The organism is Bacteroidales bacterium (assembly GCA_035299085.1).
In the GTDB taxonomy this organism is placed as follows: domain Bacteria; phylum Bacteroidota; class Bacteroidia; order Bacteroidales; family UBA10428; genus UBA5072.
This window is the reverse complement of the sequence record DATGXG010000033.1, coordinates 97,531-121,246: the sequence shown is the minus strand read 5'-3', so window position 1 is coordinate 121,246 and position 23,716 is coordinate 97,531. Positions and strand designations below refer to the sequence as shown.

20 protein-coding genes are annotated in these 23,716 nt (G+C 44.4%); 12 read left to right on the top strand and 8 right to left on the bottom strand.

Translation table 11 applies throughout. From position 1 onward, the window contains the following. Positions 1–38: 38 nt before the first annotated feature. Positions 39–566 (bottom strand): hypothetical protein, encoded by a 528-nt coding sequence (locus tag VK179_10690; protein ID HLO59201.1) that lies wholly within the window; start codon positions 564–566, stop codon positions 39–41. 139 nt (positions 567–705) lie between these two features. Here VK179_10690 and VK179_10685 point away from each other — a divergent pair, with 139 nt between their 5' ends. Next, complete coding sequence (locus VK179_10685) at positions 706–1,899, top strand: pyridoxal phosphate-dependent aminotransferase (protein HLO59200.1); 1,194 nt, start codon at positions 706–708, stop codon at positions 1,897–1,899. A gap of 76 nt (positions 1,900–1,975) precedes the next feature. On the opposite strand, the gene VK179_10680 is transcribed toward VK179_10685, so the two are convergent. The 4 genes from VK179_10680 to pheT all read right to left on the bottom strand — a co-directional run bounded on the left by VK179_10680 (position 1,976) and on the right by pheT (position 6,811). Beyond that, entirely contained in the window at positions 1,976–2,446 is a 471-nt protein-coding gene (locus tag VK179_10680; GenBank protein ID HLO59199.1) for a methylglyoxal synthase, read from the bottom strand. Positions 2,447–2,715: 269 nt separating this feature from the next. Further along, entirely contained in the window at positions 2,716–3,867 is a 1,152-nt protein-coding gene (locus tag VK179_10675; GenBank protein ID HLO59198.1) for a WD40 repeat domain-containing protein, read from the bottom strand. Then, complete coding sequence (locus VK179_10670; GenBank protein ID HLO59197.1) at positions 3,848–4,351, bottom strand: O-acetyl-ADP-ribose deacetylase; 504 nt, start codon at positions 4,349–4,351, stop codon at positions 3,848–3,850. The genes VK179_10675 and VK179_10670 overlap by 20 nt, the downstream gene beginning before the upstream one ends. After that, positions 4,352–6,811: a phenylalanine--tRNA ligase subunit beta gene (gene pheT / locus VK179_10665; GenBank protein ID HLO59196.1), complete on the bottom strand. Its 2,460-nt coding sequence runs from the start codon at positions 6,809–6,811 to the stop codon at positions 4,352–4,354. Positions 6,812–6,939: 128 nt separating this feature from the next. On the opposite strand from pheT, the gene surE reads away from it, so the two are divergent. The 7 genes from surE to rlmB all read left to right on the top strand — a co-directional run bounded on the left by surE (position 6,940) and on the right by rlmB (position 14,758). Continuing rightward, positions 6,940–7,728 (top strand): 5'/3'-nucleotidase SurE, encoded by a 789-nt coding sequence (gene surE, locus VK179_10660; protein HLO59195.1) that lies wholly within the window; start codon positions 6,940–6,942, stop codon positions 7,726–7,728. Then, on the top strand, positions 7,721–8,029 hold the full coding sequence (locus VK179_10655; protein ID HLO59194.1) for a hypothetical protein: 309 nt from the start codon (positions 7,721–7,723) through the stop codon (positions 8,027–8,029). Before surE ends, VK179_10655 begins: the two co-directional genes overlap by 8 nt. Next, positions 8,026–9,144 carry a lipid-A-disaccharide synthase gene (gene lpxB / locus VK179_10650; GenBank protein HLO59193.1) on the top strand — a complete coding sequence of 373 codons (1,119 nt, stop codon included), beginning with the start codon at positions 8,026–8,028 and terminating at the stop codon, positions 9,142–9,144. The genes VK179_10655 and lpxB overlap by 4 nt, the downstream gene beginning before the upstream one ends. Before the next feature lie 15 nt (positions 9,145–9,159). Next, positions 9,160–10,269 carry a SpoIID/LytB domain-containing protein gene (locus VK179_10645; GenBank protein ID HLO59192.1) on the top strand — a complete coding sequence of 370 codons (1,110 nt, stop codon included), beginning with the start codon at positions 9,160–9,162 and terminating at the stop codon, positions 10,267–10,269. A gap of 234 nt (positions 10,270–10,503) precedes the next feature. After that, complete coding sequence (locus tag VK179_10640) at positions 10,504–12,450, top strand: ABC-F family ATP-binding cassette domain-containing protein (protein HLO59191.1); 1,947 nt, start codon at positions 10,504–10,506, stop codon at positions 12,448–12,450. Positions 12,451–12,482: 32 nt separating this feature from the next. Next, positions 12,483–13,760 (top strand): GWxTD domain-containing protein, encoded by a 1,278-nt coding sequence (locus tag VK179_10635; protein ID HLO59190.1) that lies wholly within the window; start codon positions 12,483–12,485, stop codon positions 13,758–13,760. 260 nt (positions 13,761–14,020) lie between these two features. Further along, entirely contained in the window at positions 14,021–14,758 is a 738-nt protein-coding gene (gene rlmB, locus VK179_10630; GenBank protein HLO59189.1) for a 23S rRNA (guanosine(2251)-2'-O)-methyltransferase RlmB, read from the top strand. A 257-nt stretch (positions 14,759–15,015) separates the two neighbouring features. Here the strand turns inward: rlmB and VK179_10625 are convergent, their stop codons facing one another. Then, positions 15,016–17,436 (bottom strand): TonB-dependent receptor, encoded by a 2,421-nt coding sequence (locus VK179_10625; protein HLO59188.1) that lies wholly within the window; start codon positions 17,434–17,436, stop codon positions 15,016–15,018. A 176-nt stretch (positions 17,437–17,612) separates the two neighbouring features. Then, on the bottom strand, positions 17,613–18,176 hold the full coding sequence (locus VK179_10620; GenBank protein ID HLO59187.1) for an NADPH-dependent FMN reductase: 564 nt from the start codon (positions 18,174–18,176) through the stop codon (positions 17,613–17,615). Positions 18,177–18,267: 91 nt separating this feature from the next. On the opposite strand from VK179_10620, the gene VK179_10615 reads away from it, so the two are divergent. Both VK179_10615 and VK179_10610 read left to right on the top strand, forming a co-directional pair. Next, entirely contained in the window at positions 18,268–19,479 is a 1,212-nt protein-coding gene (locus VK179_10615; GenBank protein HLO59186.1) for a dipeptidase, read from the top strand. A gap of 70 nt (positions 19,480–19,549) precedes the next feature. Next, positions 19,550–19,993 (top strand): C-GCAxxG-C-C family protein, encoded by a 444-nt coding sequence (locus tag VK179_10610; protein ID HLO59185.1) that lies wholly within the window; start codon positions 19,550–19,552, stop codon positions 19,991–19,993. A gap of 85 nt (positions 19,994–20,078) precedes the next feature. Here the strand turns inward: VK179_10610 and VK179_10605 are convergent, their stop codons facing one another. Continuing rightward, positions 20,079–21,017, bottom strand: a complete 939-nt coding sequence (locus tag VK179_10605; protein ID HLO59184.1) for a 2-dehydropantoate 2-reductase — start codon at positions 21,015–21,017, stop codon at positions 20,079–20,081. A gap of 317 nt (positions 21,018–21,334) precedes the next feature. On the opposite strand from VK179_10605, the gene asnA reads away from it, so the two are divergent. Both asnA and VK179_10595 read left to right on the top strand, forming a co-directional pair. Further along, the gene (asnA, locus tag VK179_10600; GenBank protein HLO59183.1) at positions 21,335–22,375 is read left to right on the top strand and encodes an aspartate--ammonia ligase; all 1,041 of its coding nucleotides are present in this window, start codon (positions 21,335–21,337) and stop codon (positions 22,373–22,375) included. A 57-nt stretch (positions 22,376–22,432) separates the two neighbouring features. After that, the gene (locus tag VK179_10595) at positions 22,433–23,713 is read left to right on the top strand and encodes a galactokinase family protein (protein ID HLO59182.1); all 1,281 of its coding nucleotides are present in this window, start codon (positions 22,433–22,435) and stop codon (positions 23,711–23,713) included. The last annotated feature ends 3 nt before the right edge of the window (positions 23,714–23,716 follow it).

Below are 23,716 nucleotides of genomic sequence, written 5' to 3'. Positions count from 1 at the left end.
TTCAATATTAATTTCCCCGGCCTAAAGGTCCGGGGCTACTAAAACAACTGTTCCACTTCCTTTTTCAAAAACGCAATGGCATCGGACGTGGGTGTTTTTTCAATATCCACCATCGACTCGAGAATGGCTTTGCTTAATTCGATGGACGGTGCTGTTTTCATCACTTTTTCAGTCATGGTATTGATCAGCTGAATGGTGCGGCCCCTTGCTATTTTTAGCATTTCCCACCCTCCGTGTGAAATATAAATCTGCTGGGTCAGGTTGTGTTCGTATTCTGAACGGATAGCCTGCAGCATTTCCGATTGCAACTGCTGGCAATTCAGGCCCTGCCGGTTTACCCTCATAATCAGGTTTTCAGGCGAAATACGTTCGAGGAAAAGTATGGCTCTTTCATAGGCCTGCAACCGCAAAGGGGTTATCATCTGTCGGTTATTCAGCACAGCTTCCTGTCGCCTGATCCGTTCTTCGTTCTCAAAATGCTTTTTTACAAGGAAGTAAGTGGTGGCAAATACAACCAGCGACGGAAGCAGGTATTTCAGTATCTCAAGCAAGGTTTGAACGCTCATAATTTCTTGAAAAATATAACAAAGTAATATTAATGAATTTTAGCTGAATAGTTTATTTTTGGAAACGGAAAATGGTTTGTAACCTGGTTACTGAATCATTGAATAATTCTCAATTTTCAAACTTCAAACTTTATTGAATATGGAAAGCATCTCAAATCGTGTGAACAGTTTGTCGCCTTCTGCTACCATTGCCATGAACCAGAAGAGTCGTGACCTTCAGGCAAAAGGAATCAATGTAATTAACCTCAGTGTTGGTGAACCTGATTTTTTTACACCTGATCACATAAAAGATGCTGCCAAAAAAGCCATTGACGACAACTTTTCCTTCTATCCCCCTGTACCCGGTTACCCTGATCTCCTTAAAGCCGTAAGCGAGAAATTCAAGAAGGAAAACAACCTTGATTATACTCCGCAGCAGATCATTGTTTCATGTGGTGCCAAACACTCCCTGGCCAATGCCATGATGTCGCTCGTAAACAAAGGGGATGAAGTGATCATTCCCGCACCCTACTGGGTTAGCTATCTCGAGCAGGTTAAGCTGTGCGAGGGTACGCCCGTTGTTATTGAAGCAAAATATAAGGATAATTTCAAAATTACTGCAGCCCAGCTTGAGGCTGCACTGACCCCGAAAACAAAGGCCCTTTTGTTGTGCTCGCCTTCCAATCCTTCCGGAGCGGTATATTCAAAAAGCGAACTCAGGTCATTAGCCGACGTACTGGTTAAACATCCCCAGGTGTTTATTATTTCAGACGAAATTTATGAGCACATCAATTTCATAGGAGGCCACGAGACTATCGCCCAGTTTGCCGATATGAAGGAGCGCACAGTGCTTATCAATGGAGTGTCAAAAGCATATGCCATGACCGGCTGGCGAATTGGCTACATGGCCGGACCGCAATGGCTTGCCAAGGCATGCGATAAATTGCAGGGACAGACGACAACCGGCGCGACCACCATATCACAGAAGGCTGCAACTGCCGCGCTTACAGGCGATCAGGGCTGCGTTGCCGAAATGAACAAGGCATTTAAGCGCCGCAAGGAGCTTGTGGTTAAACTGGTGAGGGAAATGCCCAACGTGAAAGTTTATGACCCGGATGGAGCCTTTTATGTGTTCCCAAAAATGGATGCGTATTACGGGAAAAGTTTCAATGGCTCTGTAATTAAAGGTTCAACGGATCTTTGCCTTTATTTACTCGAACAGGCTCACATTGCCACCGTTCCGGGTGATGCATTCGGCGATGACGCCTGTATAAGAATTTCTTTCGCTACCTCTGACGAGAAGCTTGTGGAAGCGATGAAACGCATGAAAAACGCGTTGGCTGAACTGAAATAATATGCTAATGAGTTAATGTGCTAATGTGCTAATAACCGGGCAAATTAGCACATTAGCATATTAGCATATCAGCACATTACAGACTTAATTTCCTTTTAGTATACTCACTGAAATCATTTTCAGCGGGTTTGTAATCTGAAGCCATGAGCGGGGATGAGATCATATAGTCGGCTGAAGCCCTGTTACAGGCTGTGGGAACATTGTATAACACCGTGATCCTTAGCAGGGCTTTTACATCCACTTCATGCGGCTGGGGCATCATCGGATCCCAGAGAAATATCACCAGGTCCACCTTTCCCTCGGCTATTAAAGCCCCGAGCTGCTGGTCGCCTCCAAGTGGTCCTGATTTCAATTTCCTTAGCCTGATCTTGTCTTTTTTCGCCAGTCCGGTTTTCTCAAGCAACAGCTTTTCAATGAGTGTGCCAGTTGTGCCTGTGCAGATAAGATCGTGTTCTATCAGAATTTCCCAGTTCCAGTCGACCCACTCGAGCAGGTCTCTTTTGCGGTTGTCGTGGGCTACCAATGCTACCCGTTTTGTCTTCTTCATGGTTAGTCTGTTAGTCTGTAGTCTGTTAGTCTGTAGTCTGTTAGTCTGTTAGTAAAAGCCGTCACTGCGAGGAGCATAAATTATAATTGATTATAGCAGGATGTATAAGCGACGAAGCAATCTGCCCGCACCGGAAGAGCCTGACCAAGACAGCCTTCAGCATAATGTGACTCTTTGCGTTGCCCTGCCTGTTCGGGCAGATTGCTTCGCACCGTAGGAACCGGCGCTCGCAATGACGTACCTTTGCTATCCAGCATCCAGCATCGTTCTTAATTCGGTGATTCCACCGGAATTTGTTTCAGCATTTCAATATACTTGATGTAATACTCATCATACAACGCATCCAGGAATTCATTGGCTTTAGCCTGGCGGGCGGAATAATCCTGCTTTGTTTCATTGCTTCCTTTGGGTGCAAACAAATCGGATGCGGCAATCCGCTCTTCTATTTCCTTTTCATAATAAGAACCCGCCAGGAAGATCTTTTTATCGAGTTTGCAGATCCGCGCTGTTTTGTCATCCGATGTCGATGCAATGGCTATGCCCGATTTGTTAAACCTTACTGCATTAACCACACCTGAATGCCCGTTGAATGTATATATCTTTTTACCGGTTGCCGTTTCCCATAATATTATTGTATTTCCGGCATCGCAACTGATCAGGTGAAGGCCGTCGGGACTGAATTTCACATCAAAAACAGCGGCTTCATGGCCAATATAAGTGCGGATCACTTTACCCGATGTAATATCCCATAACCGGATTGTTTTATCGGCTGAACAGGATACCAGGTATTTTCCCGAAGGATGAAAATCGAGTGCAAAAATATTTCCGGAATGTACTTCCAGCTTTGACCTTTCTTTTCCCGTGGCAGCGTCCCAGATTCTCACTGTGCGATCGAGCGATCCACTGGCAATCAGAGTTCCATCGGGACTGAAACAAACCGGAAGGCAGCTTTTCTCATGACCGGTAAGGGTCAGTGCAAGCTTTGCAGATGCAAAATTCCAGACTTTTATCGCACTGGCATACGATCCGGCAACAATACGGCCTGAAGGTTTATTATAACTGAAACTCCATACATCGGTCGTATATCCGGCAAATGTGCGGATGGTGCTTCCTTTCTGGTCCATCAACACCACATTATTGCCGCATGCCACAAGCAGGTTTCCTTCTTCGGTGAATTCGATTGATTTTACATTGCAATTGGTATGAATGGTTGACAGAAGATTCCCTGTTCCGGCATCCCAAAGCATGATCGACTTGTCTTCACCCCCGGTGGCAACGATTTTTCCATCCTCACTAAAGGCCACCGCTTTCACGGGTGCTGTATGCTTTTTCAGCACCATGCATTCATCATCCTGTGAAAATGCAAGAGATCCGCCGGTCAATAAAGCGGACACCAAAAAACTAATAGCAAAGGATTTCATTGTAGATCTCAAAATTTTCGACATCAAAAACAACAAAAGTAACCAGGAAGCCGGTGTGACGGGAAAGCCAGGAACGAACCGAGTCAATGGCAATGATGGCGGCGTCTTTTTTTGGATAGCCGTAAACCCCGGTACTTATATTAGGAAATGCTATACTTTTTAAACCTTTTTCAACCGCCAGATCCAGGCTGTTCCGGTAACAACTTTCAAGCAGAAAGGCCTCATTATGAGTTCCTCCATGCCAAACCGGTCCTACCGTATGAATGACAAACCGGGCCGGCAGATTATATCCTTTTGTTATTTTGGCCTGACCGGTATTACAGCCTTTCAGCAAACGACATTCTTCAAGGAGTTTCGGTCCGGCCGCCCTGTGGATAGCTCCATCCACTCCCCCGCCGCCCAGTAAGGAAGAGTTTGCTGCATTTACAATCGCATCAACTTCAAGCAGGGTTATATCACCCCGGATGAGTTTGATATTTTCCATTTATTTCCGGATTATTGCTCCCAGCTCGCGACTGTAAGCATCCATAAGCCTGTTCATAGTCCTGTCAATCCTTTCATCCGTCAATGTGGCTTCCTTGTCCTGCAAAATGAAGCTCACAGCGTACGACTTGCGTCCTTCGCCAACCTGTTCGCCTTCATACACATCAAAAAGATCCACGCGGTTCAGAATTTTACTTTCCGTTTTAAAAGCAAGGTCTTTTATTTTATCGTAGGTGAGCGACTTATCCACCAGGAGAGCAAGGTCGCGCCTGACTTCGGGGAACCTGGGAAGTTCAGCATACTGAACCTTGTGCTCACCCCTCATCTTTATTAAGTCCTCCCAGTAAACCACACCAAAGTACACATCATTTTTAATGTCAAACTGGCGCACAAGCGACTGTTTAACCACAGTCAATTCGGCAATCTGTTTTCCCCGGATGCTGTAGCTTAAGCCTCCGGCATAGAGATCGGCTTTACCTTCAATGCCATTTACCTGAAACTGATCTTTTGAGAAACCAAGCTTATCCAGCATATTCTCAAGCGATGCTTTTAATTCATAGTAGCCCGAACTCTCGCCTTTTGATATCCAGTTTGGTTCGTGTTTCTTGCCGGTGAGAAATAATGCGAACTGGAAATGCTCGTCGTATTTATCCAGGGGATTTCTCTTGCCCTTATCAGCATTGAAGAAATAGCAGTTACCTGCCTCAAACAACCGCAAATTCGGCCTTTGCCTGTTTGTATTATGACGGATCGTTTCAAGTCCGCCAAACAGCAACGTCTGACGCATCACATTCAGTTCATTGCTTAAAGGGTTCATAATCCTGACAGAATTTTCTGCGGGAAAGGTTTTCAGCGGTTCATAATACGCGGCATGGGTAAGTGAATTATTCATGATTTCGGTAAAACCGGCCCCGCATAAATATTCGGAAATCATATTGACCAGTTTTTCATTGTCAGGCCTGTTGCTGAATGAAAGGCTTGTATTTAGCTGACCTGATATTTCCACATTGTTATATCCGTAAATCCGCAGGATTTCCTCAATGACATCGGCTTCACGTGTAACATCAACACGGTACTGAGGCGCAATCAGGGAGAGTTCTTCTGCATTTTCATTTACAATTGTGAAATCAAGCGAGAGCAGTATGGATTTAATGAGTTCGTGATTTATTTTTTTCCCGATAAGGCGGTCGATATGGGCATAACTGACTTTTATCTGAGCTGGTTTAAAAGGTTCAGGATAAACATCCACTATTTCAGACGAGATCACACCACCTGCAATTTCAGCAATGAGTAAAGCACAGCGTTTCAGCGCAAACAGAGTTCCTTCGGGATCAACACCGCGTTCAAACCGGAATGAAGCATCGGTATTCAACAGGTGACGTTTGGATGTTCTTCGGATTGAAACCGGGTTGAAATAGGCGCTCTCAATGAAAATATTGGTTGTCTTAGCTGTGACGCCCGAATGCAGTCCGCCAAAAACACCTCCGATGGCTACGGGCTTTTCCGCATCACAAATCATAAGATCTTCTGCAGACAGCTTCCGTTCGGTGCCATCAAGGGTTACAAAAGGCGTACCTTCAGGCAGGTTCTGAACAATAATTGTTTTCCCGCTCAGTTCGTCAGCATCAAAGGCATGCAAAGGTTGTCCCAGTTCATGCAAAACGAAATTGGTAGCATCCACGATATTGTTAATCGGATTCATTCCTATTGACAGCAGCCTGTCCTGCAGCCATTTTGGTGAAGGACCGGTTTTGACACTGGATACGCTCACACCGGCATAACGGGGACAGGATTTGGCATTCCTGATCTCGACTTTCACGGGATACGTATTATTCTGAACTTTAAAGGCAGATACATCGGGCCGGATTAATGAAATGGCCATATCTTTTTTAAGATAGGCAGCCAGGTCCCTTGCCACTCCATAATGTGAAGCACTGTCAATGCGGTTTGGCGTAAGTCCGATCACGAACATCGTTTCGGCTTCAATTCCAAAATAGCCGGCAGCTGGTTTTCCCACAGGTGCATCAGCGGGAAGAACCATAATACCGTCGTGACTGTCGCCAAGTCCTATCTCATCTTCAGCGCAAATCATTCCTTCTGATACAGCACCTCTTATTTTGGCTTTCTTAATCTGAAAACTTTCCTCGCCTTTGTAAATGGTAGTTCCGATTGTTGCTACTACAACCCTCTGTCCGGCGGCCACATTGGGTGCCCCGCACACGATATTGAGCAGATGTTCTTCACCCACATCCACAGTAGTAACCGAAAGTTTATCAGCATCCGGGTGCTTTTCACAGGTCTTCACTTCGCCGATTACAAAGCCTTTGAGTCCGCCTTTAATCTTTTCGACGGTTTCAACTGCTTCCACTTCGAGGCCGATACTTGTAAGAACCCTGGAAACTTCGGATGTACTCAGGTTGATATCGATATATTGCTTAAGCCAGCTATAAGAGATATTCATGGAACATGTATTAAATTGAACAAAAATAAACAATTTGGAATAATGCATGGCCTGTTGGGTTCATAACTTCTTCACTTCATTACCACATCAGGCATAAAAATGTATCTTTGCAGCATATTCAGTATTTCATGGCAGACAGTCAAAAACTACCGTTAATTCTAATTACCAATGATGATGGTGTAGAGGCAAAAGGATTGCAGTCACTGATTGAAACCATCCGCCCCCTCGGAACCCTTATTGTAGTTGCACCCGCTGACCCTCAGTCGGGTATGTCACATGCCATTACGGTAAAAGTACCGTTAAGGCTCACAAAAGTAAGAGACGAAGAACATCTGACCGTTTATAAATGTTACGGAACACCGGTTGATTGTGTTAAGATGGCTTTGAATCACCTTTTGCCTGAAAAACCCGACCTTCTGCTTTCGGGCATCAATCATGGTTCGAATTCAGCCGCCAGTGTATTCTATTCGGGCACCATGGGTGCTGCCCTCGAGGGCTGTATTAATGAAATTCCTTCTATTGGGTTTTCTCTGCTGAATCTTGATCATGATGCGGATTTCACTACGGCACAGCATTACGCCGGAATTATCACTCAGGATGTGCTTCAGAACGGACTTTCACACTCTGTATGTCTCAATGTGAATATACCGGATGTACAGGTAAGCCAGGTTGCGGGGATAAAAATCTGCCGGCAGAACCGTGGTTACTGGCAGGAAGAGTTTGATCAGCGCACCGATCCGGCCGGAAAGCATTATTTCTGGCTTACGGGTGTGTTTCATAACACTGAACCTGAAGCAACAGATACGGATGAATGGGCACTCAACAATAATTACGTTTCGATAGTACCCCTTCAGACCGACCTTACCCACCATGCCGCCCTGAAAGAACTTACAAACCGTAATTTCAGCCATGAATAAGCTTAAAAAATTCGATACGCTGGCAACGGGTTTAATTGCCGGAATAGTTATCCCGGTAATCGTTTATTTCATCTTGTATTTCGCAAAAGTGCAGGATGTAAGGCATACGCTGTTTTCGAACAGGCTTGTGGCCGGCAATATCATCCCGGTGCTGATCAGCCATTGTGTGTTGCCCAACCTGATCCTTTTCTTTATATTCAACGGTACTGACTGGATGAAAGCAGCGAAGGGTGTGGTGGCCATGACCGTTGTACTTACCGTTCTTATATTTTTAATGAAGCTTCTTTTTACAATTCTATGAAATATTATCTCATAGCCGGAGAAGCATCAGGTGACTTACATGCTTCAAACCTCATCAAAGCCATCAGGAAAACGGATCCTGGTGCTGAATTCCGCTGTTTCGGAGGAGACCTGATGAAAAATGCAGGTGCTGAAGTTTTCATTCATTACCGCGATATGGCTATGATGGGACTTGTTGAAGTGGTAAAGAAATACCCGGCCATCCGCAGGTACAAAAACTCATGCCGGCAGGATATTTTGAAATACAAGCCGGATGTGTTGATTCTTGTGGATTATTCAGGCTTTAACCTGCCCATGGCAAAATTTGCAGCTGAACACCATATCCGGGTCATTTACTATATATCTCCCAAACTATGGGCCTGGGCAAAATGGCGTGTGAAAAAGGTTAAAGAATATGTCAACCGGATGTTTGTCATTCTGCCTTTCGAAGTTGATTTTTACAGGGAACACCAGGTTGAATCGGAATACTACGGCAATCCCGTGCTTGACAGCGTGGCCGGATTTGAAAATTCATACAACGCATCTGATGATTTCAGGGAAAGGAATAAACTGAATGAAAAACCGGTTATTGCAATGCTGGCCGGTAGCCGGAAACAGGAAATCAGTGATCTTCTTCCTGAAATGCTTTCTGTTATCCCCCAATATCCCGGTCACCAGTTTGTAATTGCGGGCGCACCTTCTATTACACCAGAGTATTACAGCCAGTTTACTGCAGGTCACCAGGTGAGCATCGTGTATAATCAAACCTACACGCTATTGAAGAATTCGGTTGCCGCGGTGGTAACATCCGGAACTGCCACACTTGAAACGGCATTGCTCAACATACCGGAGGTTGTAATTTACAAGACCAACCCGGTTACTTTCTTTATTGGCAGTTTCCTTGTTAAGGTCAAATTTTTCTCACTGGTTAACCTGATACTGGATAAAGAGGCCGTTAAAGAACTTCTGCAGGATAATCTTTCACAGGATATCAAAAAAGAACTCGACAGACTATTATTTGACGGTGCTTACCGTAAAGAAATGCTTGACCATTACGCCCGCCTCCGTAAGATCCTAGGGGAACCGGGTGTGGCCGACCGCGTAGCAGAACGAATATACCAGATTGTAACCACCTAAACAGATACAGGAGATTTGATTAAAATATTCAGCCTTGTTGTTTTAATTCATGTCAGCAGCCTTATTCTTTCAGCAGCAGATATTAAGATCGGCCTTTATTACGGATTGGGTGTGCAGTCATTTGTGTTTTCCGCTGTTGATGGGGAATACGATGTGTTGGCCGATGGCAACAAAATAGCACGGGTTCACAAAGGGAATATTTTCCATATAGAAAAAGAATCGCAGAAATTATCACTTAGTGATACGCAGGGAACTTACGGCTCATTCACCAAAATCCTGTTTGAGCCGGTTTCCGCATCATGCATCTTCCAGGTAAAAGCTGTTGTGCCTGCACTGCCGGCCAAAGAATCGGACAATGAACTTGAGGCCAGTGTGGCAGAACAATCGATTCAACTGGTCAATACACTTGATATTGAGAAGTATATTCCTGGAACTGTCGAAGCAGAAGGTGGTTCGGCTGCTTTACCCGAATACTATAAAGCCCAGGCTGTTTTAGCCAGGACCTATGCGGTTAAGAATTTTACCCGTCATGCCACGGAAGGATTCAACCTGTGTGACGGGGTGCATTGCCAGGCATACAACGGGAAAAGCAGGATGAACAGGGAAATTTATAATGCCACCCGGCTGACAAGCCAATATATTCTGACAACTAAAAGCGATGAGCCGGTTGTTACGGCTTATCACAGCAATTGCGGAGGCATGACGGCAAACAGCAGAGACGTTTGGAATAGTGATCTTCCTTATCTTACTTCGGTGAAAGATCCATTCTGCGATAAGTCATCAAACCGCAACTGGAACAAAACAATACCTCTTGCAAGCTGGGAGAATTTTCTTAAAGGCAGGGGATATACCGGAAGTATCGTGTCACTGGCAGAAAACAGGCAGAAATTCCTTGCTGTTAATGGCATTCAGATACCCATGACTGAAATCAGGCAACAATTTAACCTGAAATCAGCTTACTTTGGTATAAACATAACCGGAGGCACGGTAACATTTAACGGTCATGGTTACGGCCACGGCATCGGCCTCTGCCAGCAGGGCGCCATGGAAATGGCACGCGCAGGATATTCGTATGTGGATATATTGATGTTTTATTTCAGGGGATGTAAATTAATGTGCCAATGAGTCAATGTGCCTTGAGTCAATGTGCCTTGAGTCAATGTGCCAATGAGTCAATGTGCCAATGTGCCAATTTAATCGCATATTAGCAGCACATTAGCACATTAGCATATTAGCACATTAGCTCATTAGCTCATTAGCTCATTAGCACATTAGCATATTAGCACATTAGCACATTAGCACATTGGCACATTAGCACATTAGCACATTAGCATATTAGCATATTAGCATATTAGCAAGATGATATCAGTAGATCAACTCAGTGTTTCTTTCGGTGGCAGTTTCCTGTTCAACAGGATTTCTTTCATGGTGAACAGCCATGATAAAATCGGGCTTGTGGGGCGGAACGGGGCAGGAAAAACCACATTGCTGAAGGTCTTTATGGGACTTCAGCAGGCGGATGAAGGCAAAGTCACCATACCCCCGGGAATCCGGCTTGGCTATTTGCCGCAGCAAATGGTAATTACCGATGATAAAACCCTGATTGATGAAGCAGGCAGTGCTTTTGATGAAATCCTGATACTTGAAAACGAAATCAAGGAACTGAATCATCAGATCACAGTGCGCACTGATTATGAATCGCAGGATTATATCGATCTGATTGAACAGCTTTCTGATAAAACGGAACGTTTTCACTTACTCGAGGGCGACAACCGCAACCAGCGAATCGAACAGGTGCTTATGGGTCTTGGATTCAGCAGGTTCGATTTTAAACGCCACACTCGAGAATTCAGCGGCGGATGGCGTATGCGTATTGAGCTGGCCAAAATACTGCTGAAAATGCCGGACGCAGTCCTTCTCGACGAGCCTACCAATCACCTGGATATTGATTCAATCCAGTGGCTTGAGGCCTTTCTGCATGACTACCACGGGGCTGTGTTACTGATTTCGCACGACAGGGTGTTTCTCGACAGGGTAACTGACAGGACTGTGGAAATTTCACTCGGGCAGATATATGATTACCGGGTCCCCTATTCGAAATATGTGGAACTCAGGAAAGAAAGGCGGGAACAACAAACAGCGGCTTATAACAACCAGCAGAAACTCATCAACGATACCCGCGATTTCATAGAACGTTTCCGGTACAAGCCCACTAAGTCGGTACAGGTTCAGTCGCGCATCAAAATGCTTGAGAAGCTTGAAATCATTGAAATTGATGATGAAGACACATCATCCATTAATATTAAGTTTCCTCCTTCACCACGCTCCGGCAATATTGTAGTGGATATAAAAGAACTTTCAATGAGCTACGGGCATCACAACGTGTTGAATTCAGTTGACCTTACGGTACACCGTGGCGAAAAAGTGGCTTTCGTGGGAAGGAACGGTGAGGGAAAAACAACCCTTTCGAAAATTATTGCCGGTGAACTGCCTTTCCAGGGTTCACTGAAGATCGGGCACAATGTAATGCCCGGTTATTTCGCCCAAAACCAGGATGAATTGCTCGATGGCAACAGGACGGTTCTTGAAACCCTTGATGAAGTGGCTGTGGGCGATATCCGGACCAAAATCCGCGATATCCTGGGTGCATTCCTGTTCCGTGGTGAAGATGTGGATAAAAAAGTGAAAGTGCTTTCAGGGGGCGAACGGTCGCGACTCGCCATGGCGCGCCTTTTACTGGAGCCATGCAATTTGCTGGTGCTTGACGAGCCCACCAATCACCTCGATATGCGTTCAAAAGATATACTTAAAAAAGCATTGCTTGCATATGATGGCACGCTGATTGCAGTATCGCATGATCGTGAGTTCCTTGACGGATTGGTAACGAAAGTTTTTGAATTCAGGAATAAAAAAATCAGGGAACACCTTGGCGGCATTTACGAATTCCTTGAAAAAAGAAGGATCAGCACTCTTTCTGAACTTGAACGAAAGGGAAAGCCTGAATCAGCTTCCGGCAACCAGGACGGATCAGCCAGACAGTCATTCTTTGATAAGAAGGAGTATGACAGGGAATTGCGAAAGATTGAGAACCGGATTCTTAAGGTTGAATCGGTAATTGCAGGTTTTGAAGAACAGATAGCAAAAACTGAGTCGATTATTGCCAATCCGGAATCCAATCCTGCACAGGTACAAGCACCTGATTTCTATTCAAATTATGAAAAACTGAGATCCGATTTAAATGGACAGATGGAAATATGGGAACAGCTGCAGATTGAACTGGAACAATTTAAAAATAAAAGAATTTAAGTACTTTTACGTGTGTGTAATAGCCGGAAATTATGAACCGAATAGTCATCTATATATTTTGCCTGTTAATCATACCGGTAGGCTGCCGTTCACCCAAATCACTGGTGAAACCGAGCGTTATCAACCTTTCAAATATGTACAATCCTACCAATACCCGACTTCATCCCGCTTTTGCCATATATAATGATACTCCTGCCACCTCCCTTCTTCTGATTAAAATATTCCCTGCTGAATTGTTGTATTCAGGAACTATTGAACCCAACAAACTTTTAGGCCAGGTGGGCATAAGCTATGTGCTCACTGATATTACCAATAAAGAACAGCCTGTTATTGCGGATTCGGGAAAAACAACTTTGACCTTTTTAAGGGAAAACGCCGATAAACGATATCAAACGCAGCTTCCGATTAATACTGATGCCGGAAAACAATACCAACTTGCTGTTACTGCCAGGGACCTTGTAAGGCGATCGGAAAGTCTGACTTACCTTTACATTGATAAATCACAACCTTACAGCGCACAGAATTTTCTTATCATGAACCCGGAAGACCGGCTGCCTCAATATGATCCTTATGTGATAGGCAACCGGACAATCAAACTGGATTACAGCTTTGAAGGGTACGACAAGGTATTTGTAAGCTATTACGGAAAGGAAATTCCACTTCCAAAGCCCTCTTTTTCATTGAACCAGGAAAAAGAATATTTTGACAGGCCTGACAGTGTGTGGGTGTTGCCACTCAGTAAAAATGTGCAATACCAGCTAAATTACCAGGGTGTTTATTATTTTCAGCCGGATACTACTATAAAAGCAGGGCTCACCCTGATGAATTTCGGTGAAAGCTATCCCCGTGTGCAACAGGTTACACAACTGATAGAACCCCTCGCCTACCTTGCTACTTCGGTGGAATATGAGTCGTTAAAAAAAGCCACCAACCAGAAACTTGCAATTGACAATTTCTGGCTTGAAAAGGCCGGAAATATTGAAAAGGCCCGCGAACTTATCCGGGTATATTATAACAGGGTGTATTTTGCCAACTATTATTTTACATCATTTAAACCGGGATGGAAGACTGACAGAGGAATGATCTTCATTATCTACGGACCTCCGCAAGCGGTTAAGGAAACTCCCACACAGGAAAAGTGGATCTATTATAAAAATAATTATAGCACCACTGTCACATTCACATTTGATCATGTACCTTCTGCTTATGCTTACGATAATTATGTACTGCAACGCTCCGACAGTTACGATACCTATTGGCGTGCCGCAGTGGATACGTGGAGGAGGGGGAATATTTACCTGATTGAGTGATGCTGGATGCTGGATGCTGGATACTGGAGACACAGGTACGTCATTGCGAGTTCGCGGTTCCTACGCGGACGAAGCAATCTGCCAGAACAGGCAGGGCAATGCAAAGAGCCTCATTTTATTTCGAATGTCTGTCTTGGTTAGGTCGTTCCAATGCAGGCAGATTGCTTCGTCGCATTTACATGTTACTATAATCAAAAATGGCGGAAGCTTCCTCGCAATGACGGCTTTGAATAATCAACTAACATACTAACAGCTAACTAGTGAAACACAAAGAAACCATTCTATTCGGGATTCACCCGGTTCTGGAAGCAGTCCGTTCCGGAAGGCAGATTGATAAAGTATTACTGAAACAGGGGTTCAGGAATGAAATAACACCTGGTCTTCTACCCGCGTTGCGGGAACAGAATATCCCGGTTCAATATGTACCGCTTGAAAAGCTGAACCGGATTACAACCAAAAATCACCAGGGGATTATTGCCCTGATCTCCGAAATTGAATACACCGATATTGAGAAACTGGTACCCATGCTTTTTGAACAGGGAACTGTTCCTGCCCTTGTGATGCTCGATGGTGTAACCGATGTGAGAAATCTTGGAGGCATCGCCCGAAGTGCCGAATGTGCCGGTTTTCAAGGAATGATCATTCCGTCGAAAGGATCGGCCCAGATCAATGCCGATGCCATTAAAACTTCGGCAGGTGCGTTGAATTCCCTGCCGGTCTGCAGGGTAAACAACCTGCAGGAGACCATGAAATACCTTCGTGACAGCGGGTTCACAGCTATTGCTTCCACTGAAAAAGCAGAAAAAAGTCTGTATGATGCCGATTTCAGCCAGCCTGTACTTGTGATTCTCGGCGCCGAAGATACCGGTATTGATCCTAAACTGCTAAAGCAGGCCGATATGCTCGTAAAAATACCGATGAGGGGAACCATTCAATCGCTAAATGTTAGCGCTGCCGCGGCAGTGGTGTTTTTTGAGATGGTGAGGCAGAGAAAGTGATTTACGATTTACGATTTACGATTTACGATTTACGATTCAAAGGCTAACACCAACGCTGGGAACACTGAATGCTGATTTTTGATTTTAGAAAACCTTAGGCCTTAATACCTTATTACTAAATCGCTGACAGCCTGATAGCCTAACAAAAAAACCTCCGGAGTGACCAACTCCGGAGGCAACCTAACTAACTTACCTGTTGAAGAATCATAAACCTCTAAACCTAATTAATCTAATCTAACTAACCTTTCTTAAATATCTTATAATCCGCCTTTTCCTTCATTTCTTTCGTATTCAACAGCCCTGTTGATCTTGCTGATCTTATTACCCCTGTTGAAGCTGTAGGTAACCGAGAAACAGAACAGCTGGTTAACCTTTACGTGTCCTTCCCATGTTTCATAATAACCCGGGGTTTTAGTTTCGACCTTCTGGTACATGAAGTTGTTGATGAACGGATTGTATAATACATCTGCCTTCCATTTGTCATTGAATTTCTTTTCTGCACCGAACAGTACAAGCAGATCCCTTGTGAATTCACGCTGATAACTGATGCTCCTGCTTCCATAGTTTGCGAACATGAACAGGGTGTAGTCCTTCGGCAGGGTTACAATGTTGCTTACATTGAAGCGGCAGCTTACCATTTCTTCCTTACTGTGACCGGCAACAGCTTCGTCTGTGCGGAATAACTGGTTGAATACTGTAACATTGGCATTGAGTCTCCAGCGTTTCATAACCTGGAAGGCACCATTTAAGCCCAGACCGTATTCCATGTTTTTGCCTACATTGTCCTGTGTGATCATTGTAACTCCTTCATCAGTTATCACGGTATTGTCCTGTATGCCATTTGTAGTGTACCGCAGGTATACCTTAGGTGATATGAAATTCGATTTGAAATTCTTTGAATAAGCCAGTTCGAAGCGGTTCTCAATAGCCGGATCAAGTTTCGGATTCCCTACCCTTACGTGAAGTGAATCGGTCCATGTTTCAAAGGGATTCAGGCTGCCGATACCGGGGCGGAATATCTGCTTGCGGTAGGTGAATTTCAAATTCTGCTCTTTGTTCAAACTCTGATTCAGGCTGAACTGGGGTAAAAGTACAGTGTAATCGGTTTTAGCCTGTGAATTGATATCAAGCCATGTATATTCTCCCCTCAAACCTGCCTGCCACGAAAGTTTTTTAATTTTTCCCGAAAGGTTATAGTAGGCAGTCTGCCTGGTTTCTGTATAGCTGAACTGGTCAAGATTCACATCCGAAATTTCTTCGATTGTATAGGATTTGGTAAAATCATTGTCCATTTTGGCTGCATACGATCTTACTCCGACTTCATTTCTAAGATTCTTTAGTGAAAACGACAGGTCAAGTTTTAATTCGCCGTTATTCCTGAGGTTCTGTGTAAGATCAACCCTGTCAATCCTTCCTGTTTGAGTTATCTCATCAATCGGGTCAATGTATAATTCGGAGTATTTATTGCGGTCGCGGCCGGTTTCGTGATTGTAATATATTTCGGCCTTGAACTCATCGCCTTCTTTTTTCAGCTTCCTGTTATAGTATAACGAGAAGTAATAGTTATCGCTCCTTGTAAGCCCATCCTTTTTCGTTTTCAGGAATTGTGTCGGATTGTTATCCACAAAAATCTTGCTGTCGTAGTTGTAATCATTGGCCACGCCTTTCCAGTTTCTCCATTCACCCAGGAAATTCAGTGATGACTTCTCATTGATGAACCAGTCAACTCCGTAGTTCATATAGTTGTTCTGCCAGCTGTTAACCCCTTTACCTGTTTTTGTAAAGTTGTAAGGGAGTCCGTTCACATCATCAACGGCAGTTGTAAGTTCTTCAGTGCCATGGAAACGTTCAAAGTGCATCTGGTCTCCGATATAGAACCTGAAATTCTGATTACCGTATTCAATGTTACCATTAGGCTCAGCCACAATTTTTTCAGGGCTGGGAATGGGAACCTGGAGGGAACCGCTCATTCCATAACGTGCTTCTTTGCGCAACACGATATTAATAACACCCGAAACATCGGCGTCATATTTTACACCCGGGTTGGTAATCAATTCGATTTTATCAATCATGTCCGGCTTGATCTGGGCAACATATTCCTTTGTCCTCAGCACACCGTCAACATAAAACTGGATGTTGCTCTGTCCTTCAAGCGAAACATTGTTCTGGAAGTCTACCGATACCGAGGGAATATGCTTCAGTGCATCAATGGCCGTGGTGGACGCTTTCCGGATATCATCGTTAAGTGTAAAAACCGTCTTGTCCACTTTTTCTTCGCCCTTGAGCCGCTGGCCGACAACAACTGCAGCATCAATGGATTTCACCGATTCGTCCATCTTTACTTCTTTTAAATCGACTACTTTATTCTGCCGGGTGACTTCAATATCTTTGACACTTACCGTTTGATATCCAACGAAGGATACTTTAACATGATATTTGCCATAAGGAAGATTGGTAAACTGGAATCTTCCCTGATCGTCGGTAATTACACCGGTTACCAGACTTGAATCAGAATTCAGCAAAGCAACGGACGCAAAAGAAACAGGCGTTGAAACACTGTCGCTTACCAGTTTACCGGTAATGGTACCGCTGTCGGTTTCACTTTTAAAGGCCGACAGGAAGAATATACATACAATAAAAAGGGTTGTTGGAATATTTGTAAGTACAGACTTTTTCATATCAAATTTCTTGTTTAAAGGTTTATGCTTAATTATTGGGCCCGAATGCATATTCACACATTTCGGGCCAAACCTTACAAGAAACTGATTAACTGAAAATTATGATAATTTAGGTGGATTTTGACTGTTGCACAAAAATGAACGGCTGTGTATACAGGGTGTCCGGAAACGGACAATCACCGGTTTTGCATACAATTTTTAGCCTCAATGCACCATAATAACTCATTTACAAAGACTTCTGCGCGTTTCAGCGTTCTTTCAGCATCAACAGGTATGCCTTTTTCATTAAAAGTTTTATCCGTATTCGGAACAGGGAACATGGCCGGAACTGTCCATGCCTTTATTTTCCATAAGGAAAACTGCAACGATGTGATGACCTGGGTGCCGCCAAAACTGCCGTCCGACACGGTGCTGATGGCTACCGGCTTTCGTTTCCATTCATTGGTAAGCAGGTCTATTACATTTTTTAGTGCTGCCGGATATCCTCCGTTATATTCAGGGGTAACGATAAGGATGCCATCGGCATTCCGGATTTTTCCAGCAAATTCAAGAATGTCGGTACCCGGCGACTCCAGGTATTGCAGTCTTTCTTCGAAGAGCGGGAACCTGTATTCTGCAAGGTCAATAATCTCTGCTTCGATCCCTTTTCTTTCTGTCAGGAAATTTCTGAAAAAAAGAGCTACCCTATGGCTGTTTCTGCCTTTCCTTACGCTGGATGACAATACAATAATTCGCGGCATATCAATAAATTTTCAGTTCAGTAAAATTACTTCAAAACATTGTGTGTATTTATTATATATTCGTTGACTTGTTTCAATCATTTATTACATCATGCAAAATTTACGGATTCGGAAAGCTCTGTTCCTGCCTGTATTCTTGCTGTTTTTAACCTACCCTGTTATTGCCCAGAACGAAAAAGCAAGGCTTGTCCATCATAAAGCCTGTGTTATTGATACACACACCGACACTCCTATGCAACTCCTTGACGGGTGCGACCTGGCTGTAAGGCACGAGGCACCTGACTACCGGGTGGATTTTCCGCGATTGCGTGAAGGTGATGTGGATGCGATCTTTTTCGGTGTTTTCACGGGACAAAAAAAGCGAACGCCTGAAAATTACGATGAGGCCTACAAAATGGCCAACCGCATGATCGATTCCACTAAAAAAGCGGTTTCTTTAAATAGAGGAACCGTTGAGATGGCCTATTCGGTTAAAGATATTGCGCACATCTCCGGTCAGGACAAAACCGCTATCCTGTTAGGCATGGAAAACGGTTTCCCGCTTGAAAAAAACATATCGCGGGTGGAGGAATTCTTTAAAAAAGGAATCCGTTACATCACGCTGTGTCATACAACGGGTAATGATATCTGCAGTTCTTCAACGGATGAAGGAACAGATAACGGGCTGAGTGATTTTGGCGTACAGGTTGTGAAGGAAATGAACAGGCTGGGTATGGTCATTGATGTTTCGCATATTTCAGACAAGGCATTTTACGATGTGCTTGCCATTACAAAAGCCCCGGTTATAGCGTCGCATTCAAGCGTGAGGGCATTATGCAACCACCCCAGGAATATGTCGGATGACATGATCAAAGCACTGGCAAAAAACGGCGGGGTCATTCAAATCTGTATCCTGGGCGATTACATTGTGCCGGGGGATACCACATCGATAAATCACCTGAAGCACCAGGAACTCAGGAAAAAATTCCATAACTGGCAATTTATAGATGATAAGGAACGGGCCAAGGCCTGGCGCGAGTATGATTCGATTGACCGGGCATTTCCCCCCGTGCTTCCTTATATTACCGACGCGGTGAACCATATTGACCATGTAGTAAAACTGGTAGGGACTGACTATGTGGGTATTGGCAGCGATTTTGACGGCGGTGGCGGACTTGCCGACTGCAGAGATGTCGCCGATTTTCCGAAAATCACTGAAGAATTACTCCGGCGCGGTTACTCACAGAAAGACATCGATAAGATTTGGGGAGGGAATTTTCTGAGGGTATTTAAGGAAGTGGAGAAAGCAAAGGCAGGTAACTGATACTGGATGCTGGATGCTGGATGTTGGCAATAACGGAAAGCCTCAAACAATAAACTTCAAACCTCAAACCATGAACAATTTACAAACAGAAGCCATCACCAATTTCCGCTCCGGACTCAACTGTGCCCAGTCAGTAATAGGCGTATACAGCGAAAAATACGGAATCGACAAAAGCACGGCTTTTATGATGTCATGCGGCTTTGGCGCAGGAATGGGACGTTTGCAGGAGACCTGCGGCGCTGTCACCGGATCTTTTATGGCCATCGGACTTCATATTTGCCGGAAGGTTTCCGATAACAAAGAACGGAAAGAACAATCTTATGCGCTGATCCGTGAATTCGACAGGCGTTTCAAAGAGCTTCACGGCACCTGCCGCTGCGCTGACCTGCTCAACCTCGACCTGAGAACACCTGAAGGCCAGCACGAGTTCCATGAAAAGAACATGCATGAAACCATCTGTGAAAAGTGTATTGAGGACGCGGTAAAGATTGTAGAAAATCTGATAATGAGTTAATGTGCTAATGGGCTAATGTGCTAATGTGCTAATGTGCTAATGTGCTAATAAGCGCATAAATTGGCATATTGGCATATTGGCATTATCACATTGGCAAATTGGCAAATTTTCTTGCTTTTTTTTCCATCGGCAATATGCAATTATAAATAAACCGGTTAATTGGAGTTGGGACACCGTATTTCTCACCGAGGCGAACCACAGTTCCGTTCTGGTATTCTATTTCAGATGGTTTGCCTTCCCAGACATCACGAGTGAGTGATGACGTGGCGGTATAATCAAATGAATCAATGAATGCCACTGTTTTTGCAACAAATTCGTGCTCCACATGAACACCGGCTTTTTGCGACAGATTCCAGATCTCTTCGAACAGGTCAATCATCATGGTGCGGGTCTCCTTCATTTCCCTGATTTCGCCGTATGTGGAGCGGGTTACGGCAAGCAGTCCGCTTGCACATATGTTGATGAACTTTTTCCACAATTCAGCCTGTATATCCTCTGAAATCCTGGCTTTGATTCCGGAACCGGTAAGCAACTTTTCAATTTTCAACACCCTTTCCGTTATTGCATTGTCTGTTTCTCCGAAAATAAGTGAAGGTTCAACACCGGTATGAACAATCACACCGGGTGATTCAATTTTGGCGAAGATGCGGCAAAGTCCTCCTACCGCATGGGAAGTACCCAGTTCCGCGGCCAGTTCATCATTCACAAGTATGCCGTTCTGGAGTGGCAAAATGATAGTTTCTTTTCTGATATGATTTCTGAGCTGTGCGGCAATACCGCTCACCTGCCACGCTTTAACACCCAGGATGATGAGATCGGCGTTCCCCGCCTCGATAACATCGTCGGTTGCATGTACGGAAGGAACTTCAAAATCTCCTAAGGGACTTTTAACCCTGAGTCCCTTTTGCCTGAGGGCTTTCAGCTGTTCTCCCCTTGCAATAAACACTACTTCATTCCCCGCCTGTGCGATTTTTCCTCCAAAATAACCTCCTACTCCCCCCGTTCCGATAATGGCAGTTTTCATGTACTCAAAGAATTTTTACAAAATTACAAAAATATACCACCCCGTCGGGGTACCCCCACCTCGACAGGGTGGTTTTATTACTTTTGTCATGTTTTTAGGCGCCGAAAACAGCTTATAAGATTGATTTACTGGTTATTGAACAAAAGGAAGTCGTTACCACCCCGTCGGGGTGGGGGTACCCCGACGGGGTGGATGGATCACCATGTAAACATGCGATTATCATAAAAATACATAAGATAGTACCCCTGTTGTCATAGATTAACCGGGGTAATTTTTATTTTTGCAGGTATCAAAAAAACCCTTTAAAACTTTATTGTATGAGCAAACCATTGATTGTCCCTCCGAAGTATAAGAGCTATCTCGACCTCAATCAGACCGAAAAAGGCATTAAGCTTGTTAAAGATACTTTTCAGCAACAGCTTTCTGCTGAGTTGAATTTACGCAGGGTGACAGCTCCGTTATTTGTGTTGAAAGGAACCGGAATCAATGATGACCTGAATGGTACAGAACGCAAGGTTGCTTTTCCTATAAAAGACCTGGGGGACGCCAGTGCCGAAGTGGTGAATTCACTTGCCAAATGGAAAAGAATGGCCCTGGCCGATTATTGTATTCCTTACGGAAACGGTATTTACACCGATATGAATGCCATCAGGCCCGATGAAGAGTTCAGCAACATTCATTCGTTATATGTGGACCAGTGGGACTGGGAAAGGGTGATTTCACAGAAGGACAGGAATGTGAATTTCCTCAAATACATCGTCCGCAAGATATATGAAGTGCTCAAAAGGACCGAATACGTTGTTTTTGAGAATTATAATAACATCAAACCCTTCTTACCCCAGGAAATTACTTTCTTTCATTCAGAGGAACTTCTTGAACAGTATCCGAACCTGGGTCCCAGGGAACGCGAATATGAAGCCGTTAAAAAGTACGGTGCCATTTTTGTTATCGGCATAGGCGGAATGCTTGCAAACGGTGAACAGCACGATGGCCGTGCTCCCGATTATGACGATTGGACTACGGAAACTTTAAACGGATACCGCGGACTGAACGGTGATATTATTCTCTGGAACCCGGTACTTGAAACGGCTTTTGAGGTTTCGTCCATGGGAATCCGGGTCGACAGGGATTCCCTGCTTAAACAGCTTGAAATAACCCATTCAAAAGAAAGAGCCGAACTCCTGTTTCACAAACGATTGATCAATAATGACCTGCCTTTGTCAATCGGAGGCGGTATCGGCCAGTCAAGGATATGTATGTTTTATCTCCGCAAGGCCCATATCGGCGAAGTTCAGGCCAGCATCTGGCCCAATGAATTAATTGAGCAGTGCCGAAAGAATAACATATTCCTTTTGTAGGTGTTATAAGCCTGAATTACTAAATTTACGGATGATCAATTCATTAAACCGATAAACATGGCGAATACTGAAACCCTTCTCTCCAAACTCAATGCAGGTACCGACGCGTTGAAAAAATTATACGGAAATGATCCTGCTGAATTAATAAAAAACTCACAGCGTTATCAAAACCTGTTAAAGCAGTTTGTAAATGATTTCGGAAATGCAGATGCTGAATTTTTCAGCTCTCCCGGCCGTACCGAAATAGGCGGAAACCATACCGATCACAACTACGGAAGGGTACTTGCCGGGGCTGTTAACCTCGACAACGTGGCTGTTGCAGCCCGAAATAACACAAACACGGTTCGTATTGAATCTGCAGGGTATCCGGCATTTGAAGTCGATCTTTCAAACCTGAAACCCGACAAGAATGAACAGTATACTTCTGCTTCGCTTGTAAGAGGTATCAGTGCCCGTTTAAAAGAACTTGGCTTCCAGATCGGCGGATTCAATGCTGTAATCGACGGCGGAGTTCCGAAAGGTTCAGGCCTCAGTTCATCGGCTTCTTTCGAAGTGCTGATCGGTGCCATAATCAGTGAACTCTTCAACCAGGGAAAACTTGATCCGATTCAGAACGCCATTATCGGGCAGTATGCCGAGAATAATTTTTTCGGAAAGCCTTGCGGTCTGATGGATCAGACAGCCTGTTCAATGGGCGGACTGATAACAATTGATTTTAAAGATCCTTCTAAACCGGTTGTGAAGAAAGTGAATTTCGACTTCATCGCTACCGGATTTGCCCTTGTGATAACAGATACAGGCGGAAACCATGCCGATTTGAATGATGAATACGCATCATTACCCACTGATATGAAAGCTGTGGCAGCCCAGCTGGGTGCAAAAGTGCTCAGGGAAGTCACTCTTGAACAAATCATCGATATTGCACCGCGTATCAGGGAAAAAGTCGGTGACAGAGCCATTTTGAGAGCCATCCATTTTGAAAAGGACAATCAGCGGGTTGTCGACCAGGTTGCAGCCCTTGAAAGAAACGATTTCAAGTCGTTCCTGGATATGGTAATCGAATCAGGCTACAGTTCCTATATGTATAATCAGAATATTTATCCTGTCAATAATGTTCGTGAACAGGGTGTTTCACTTGCCCTGGCTCTGAGCGACATCGTACTGAAGGGTAAAGGCGCGTGGCGTGTGCATGGAGGCGGATTTGCCGGAACCATCCAGGCTTTTGTCCCTAATGATGCACTGGATCAGTATATATCCACCCTTGAACATGTATATGGAAAAGGTTCCTGCCATAAGCTTTTCATCAGGCAGCAGGGAACGGGGAAAGTGGAAATATAGTAG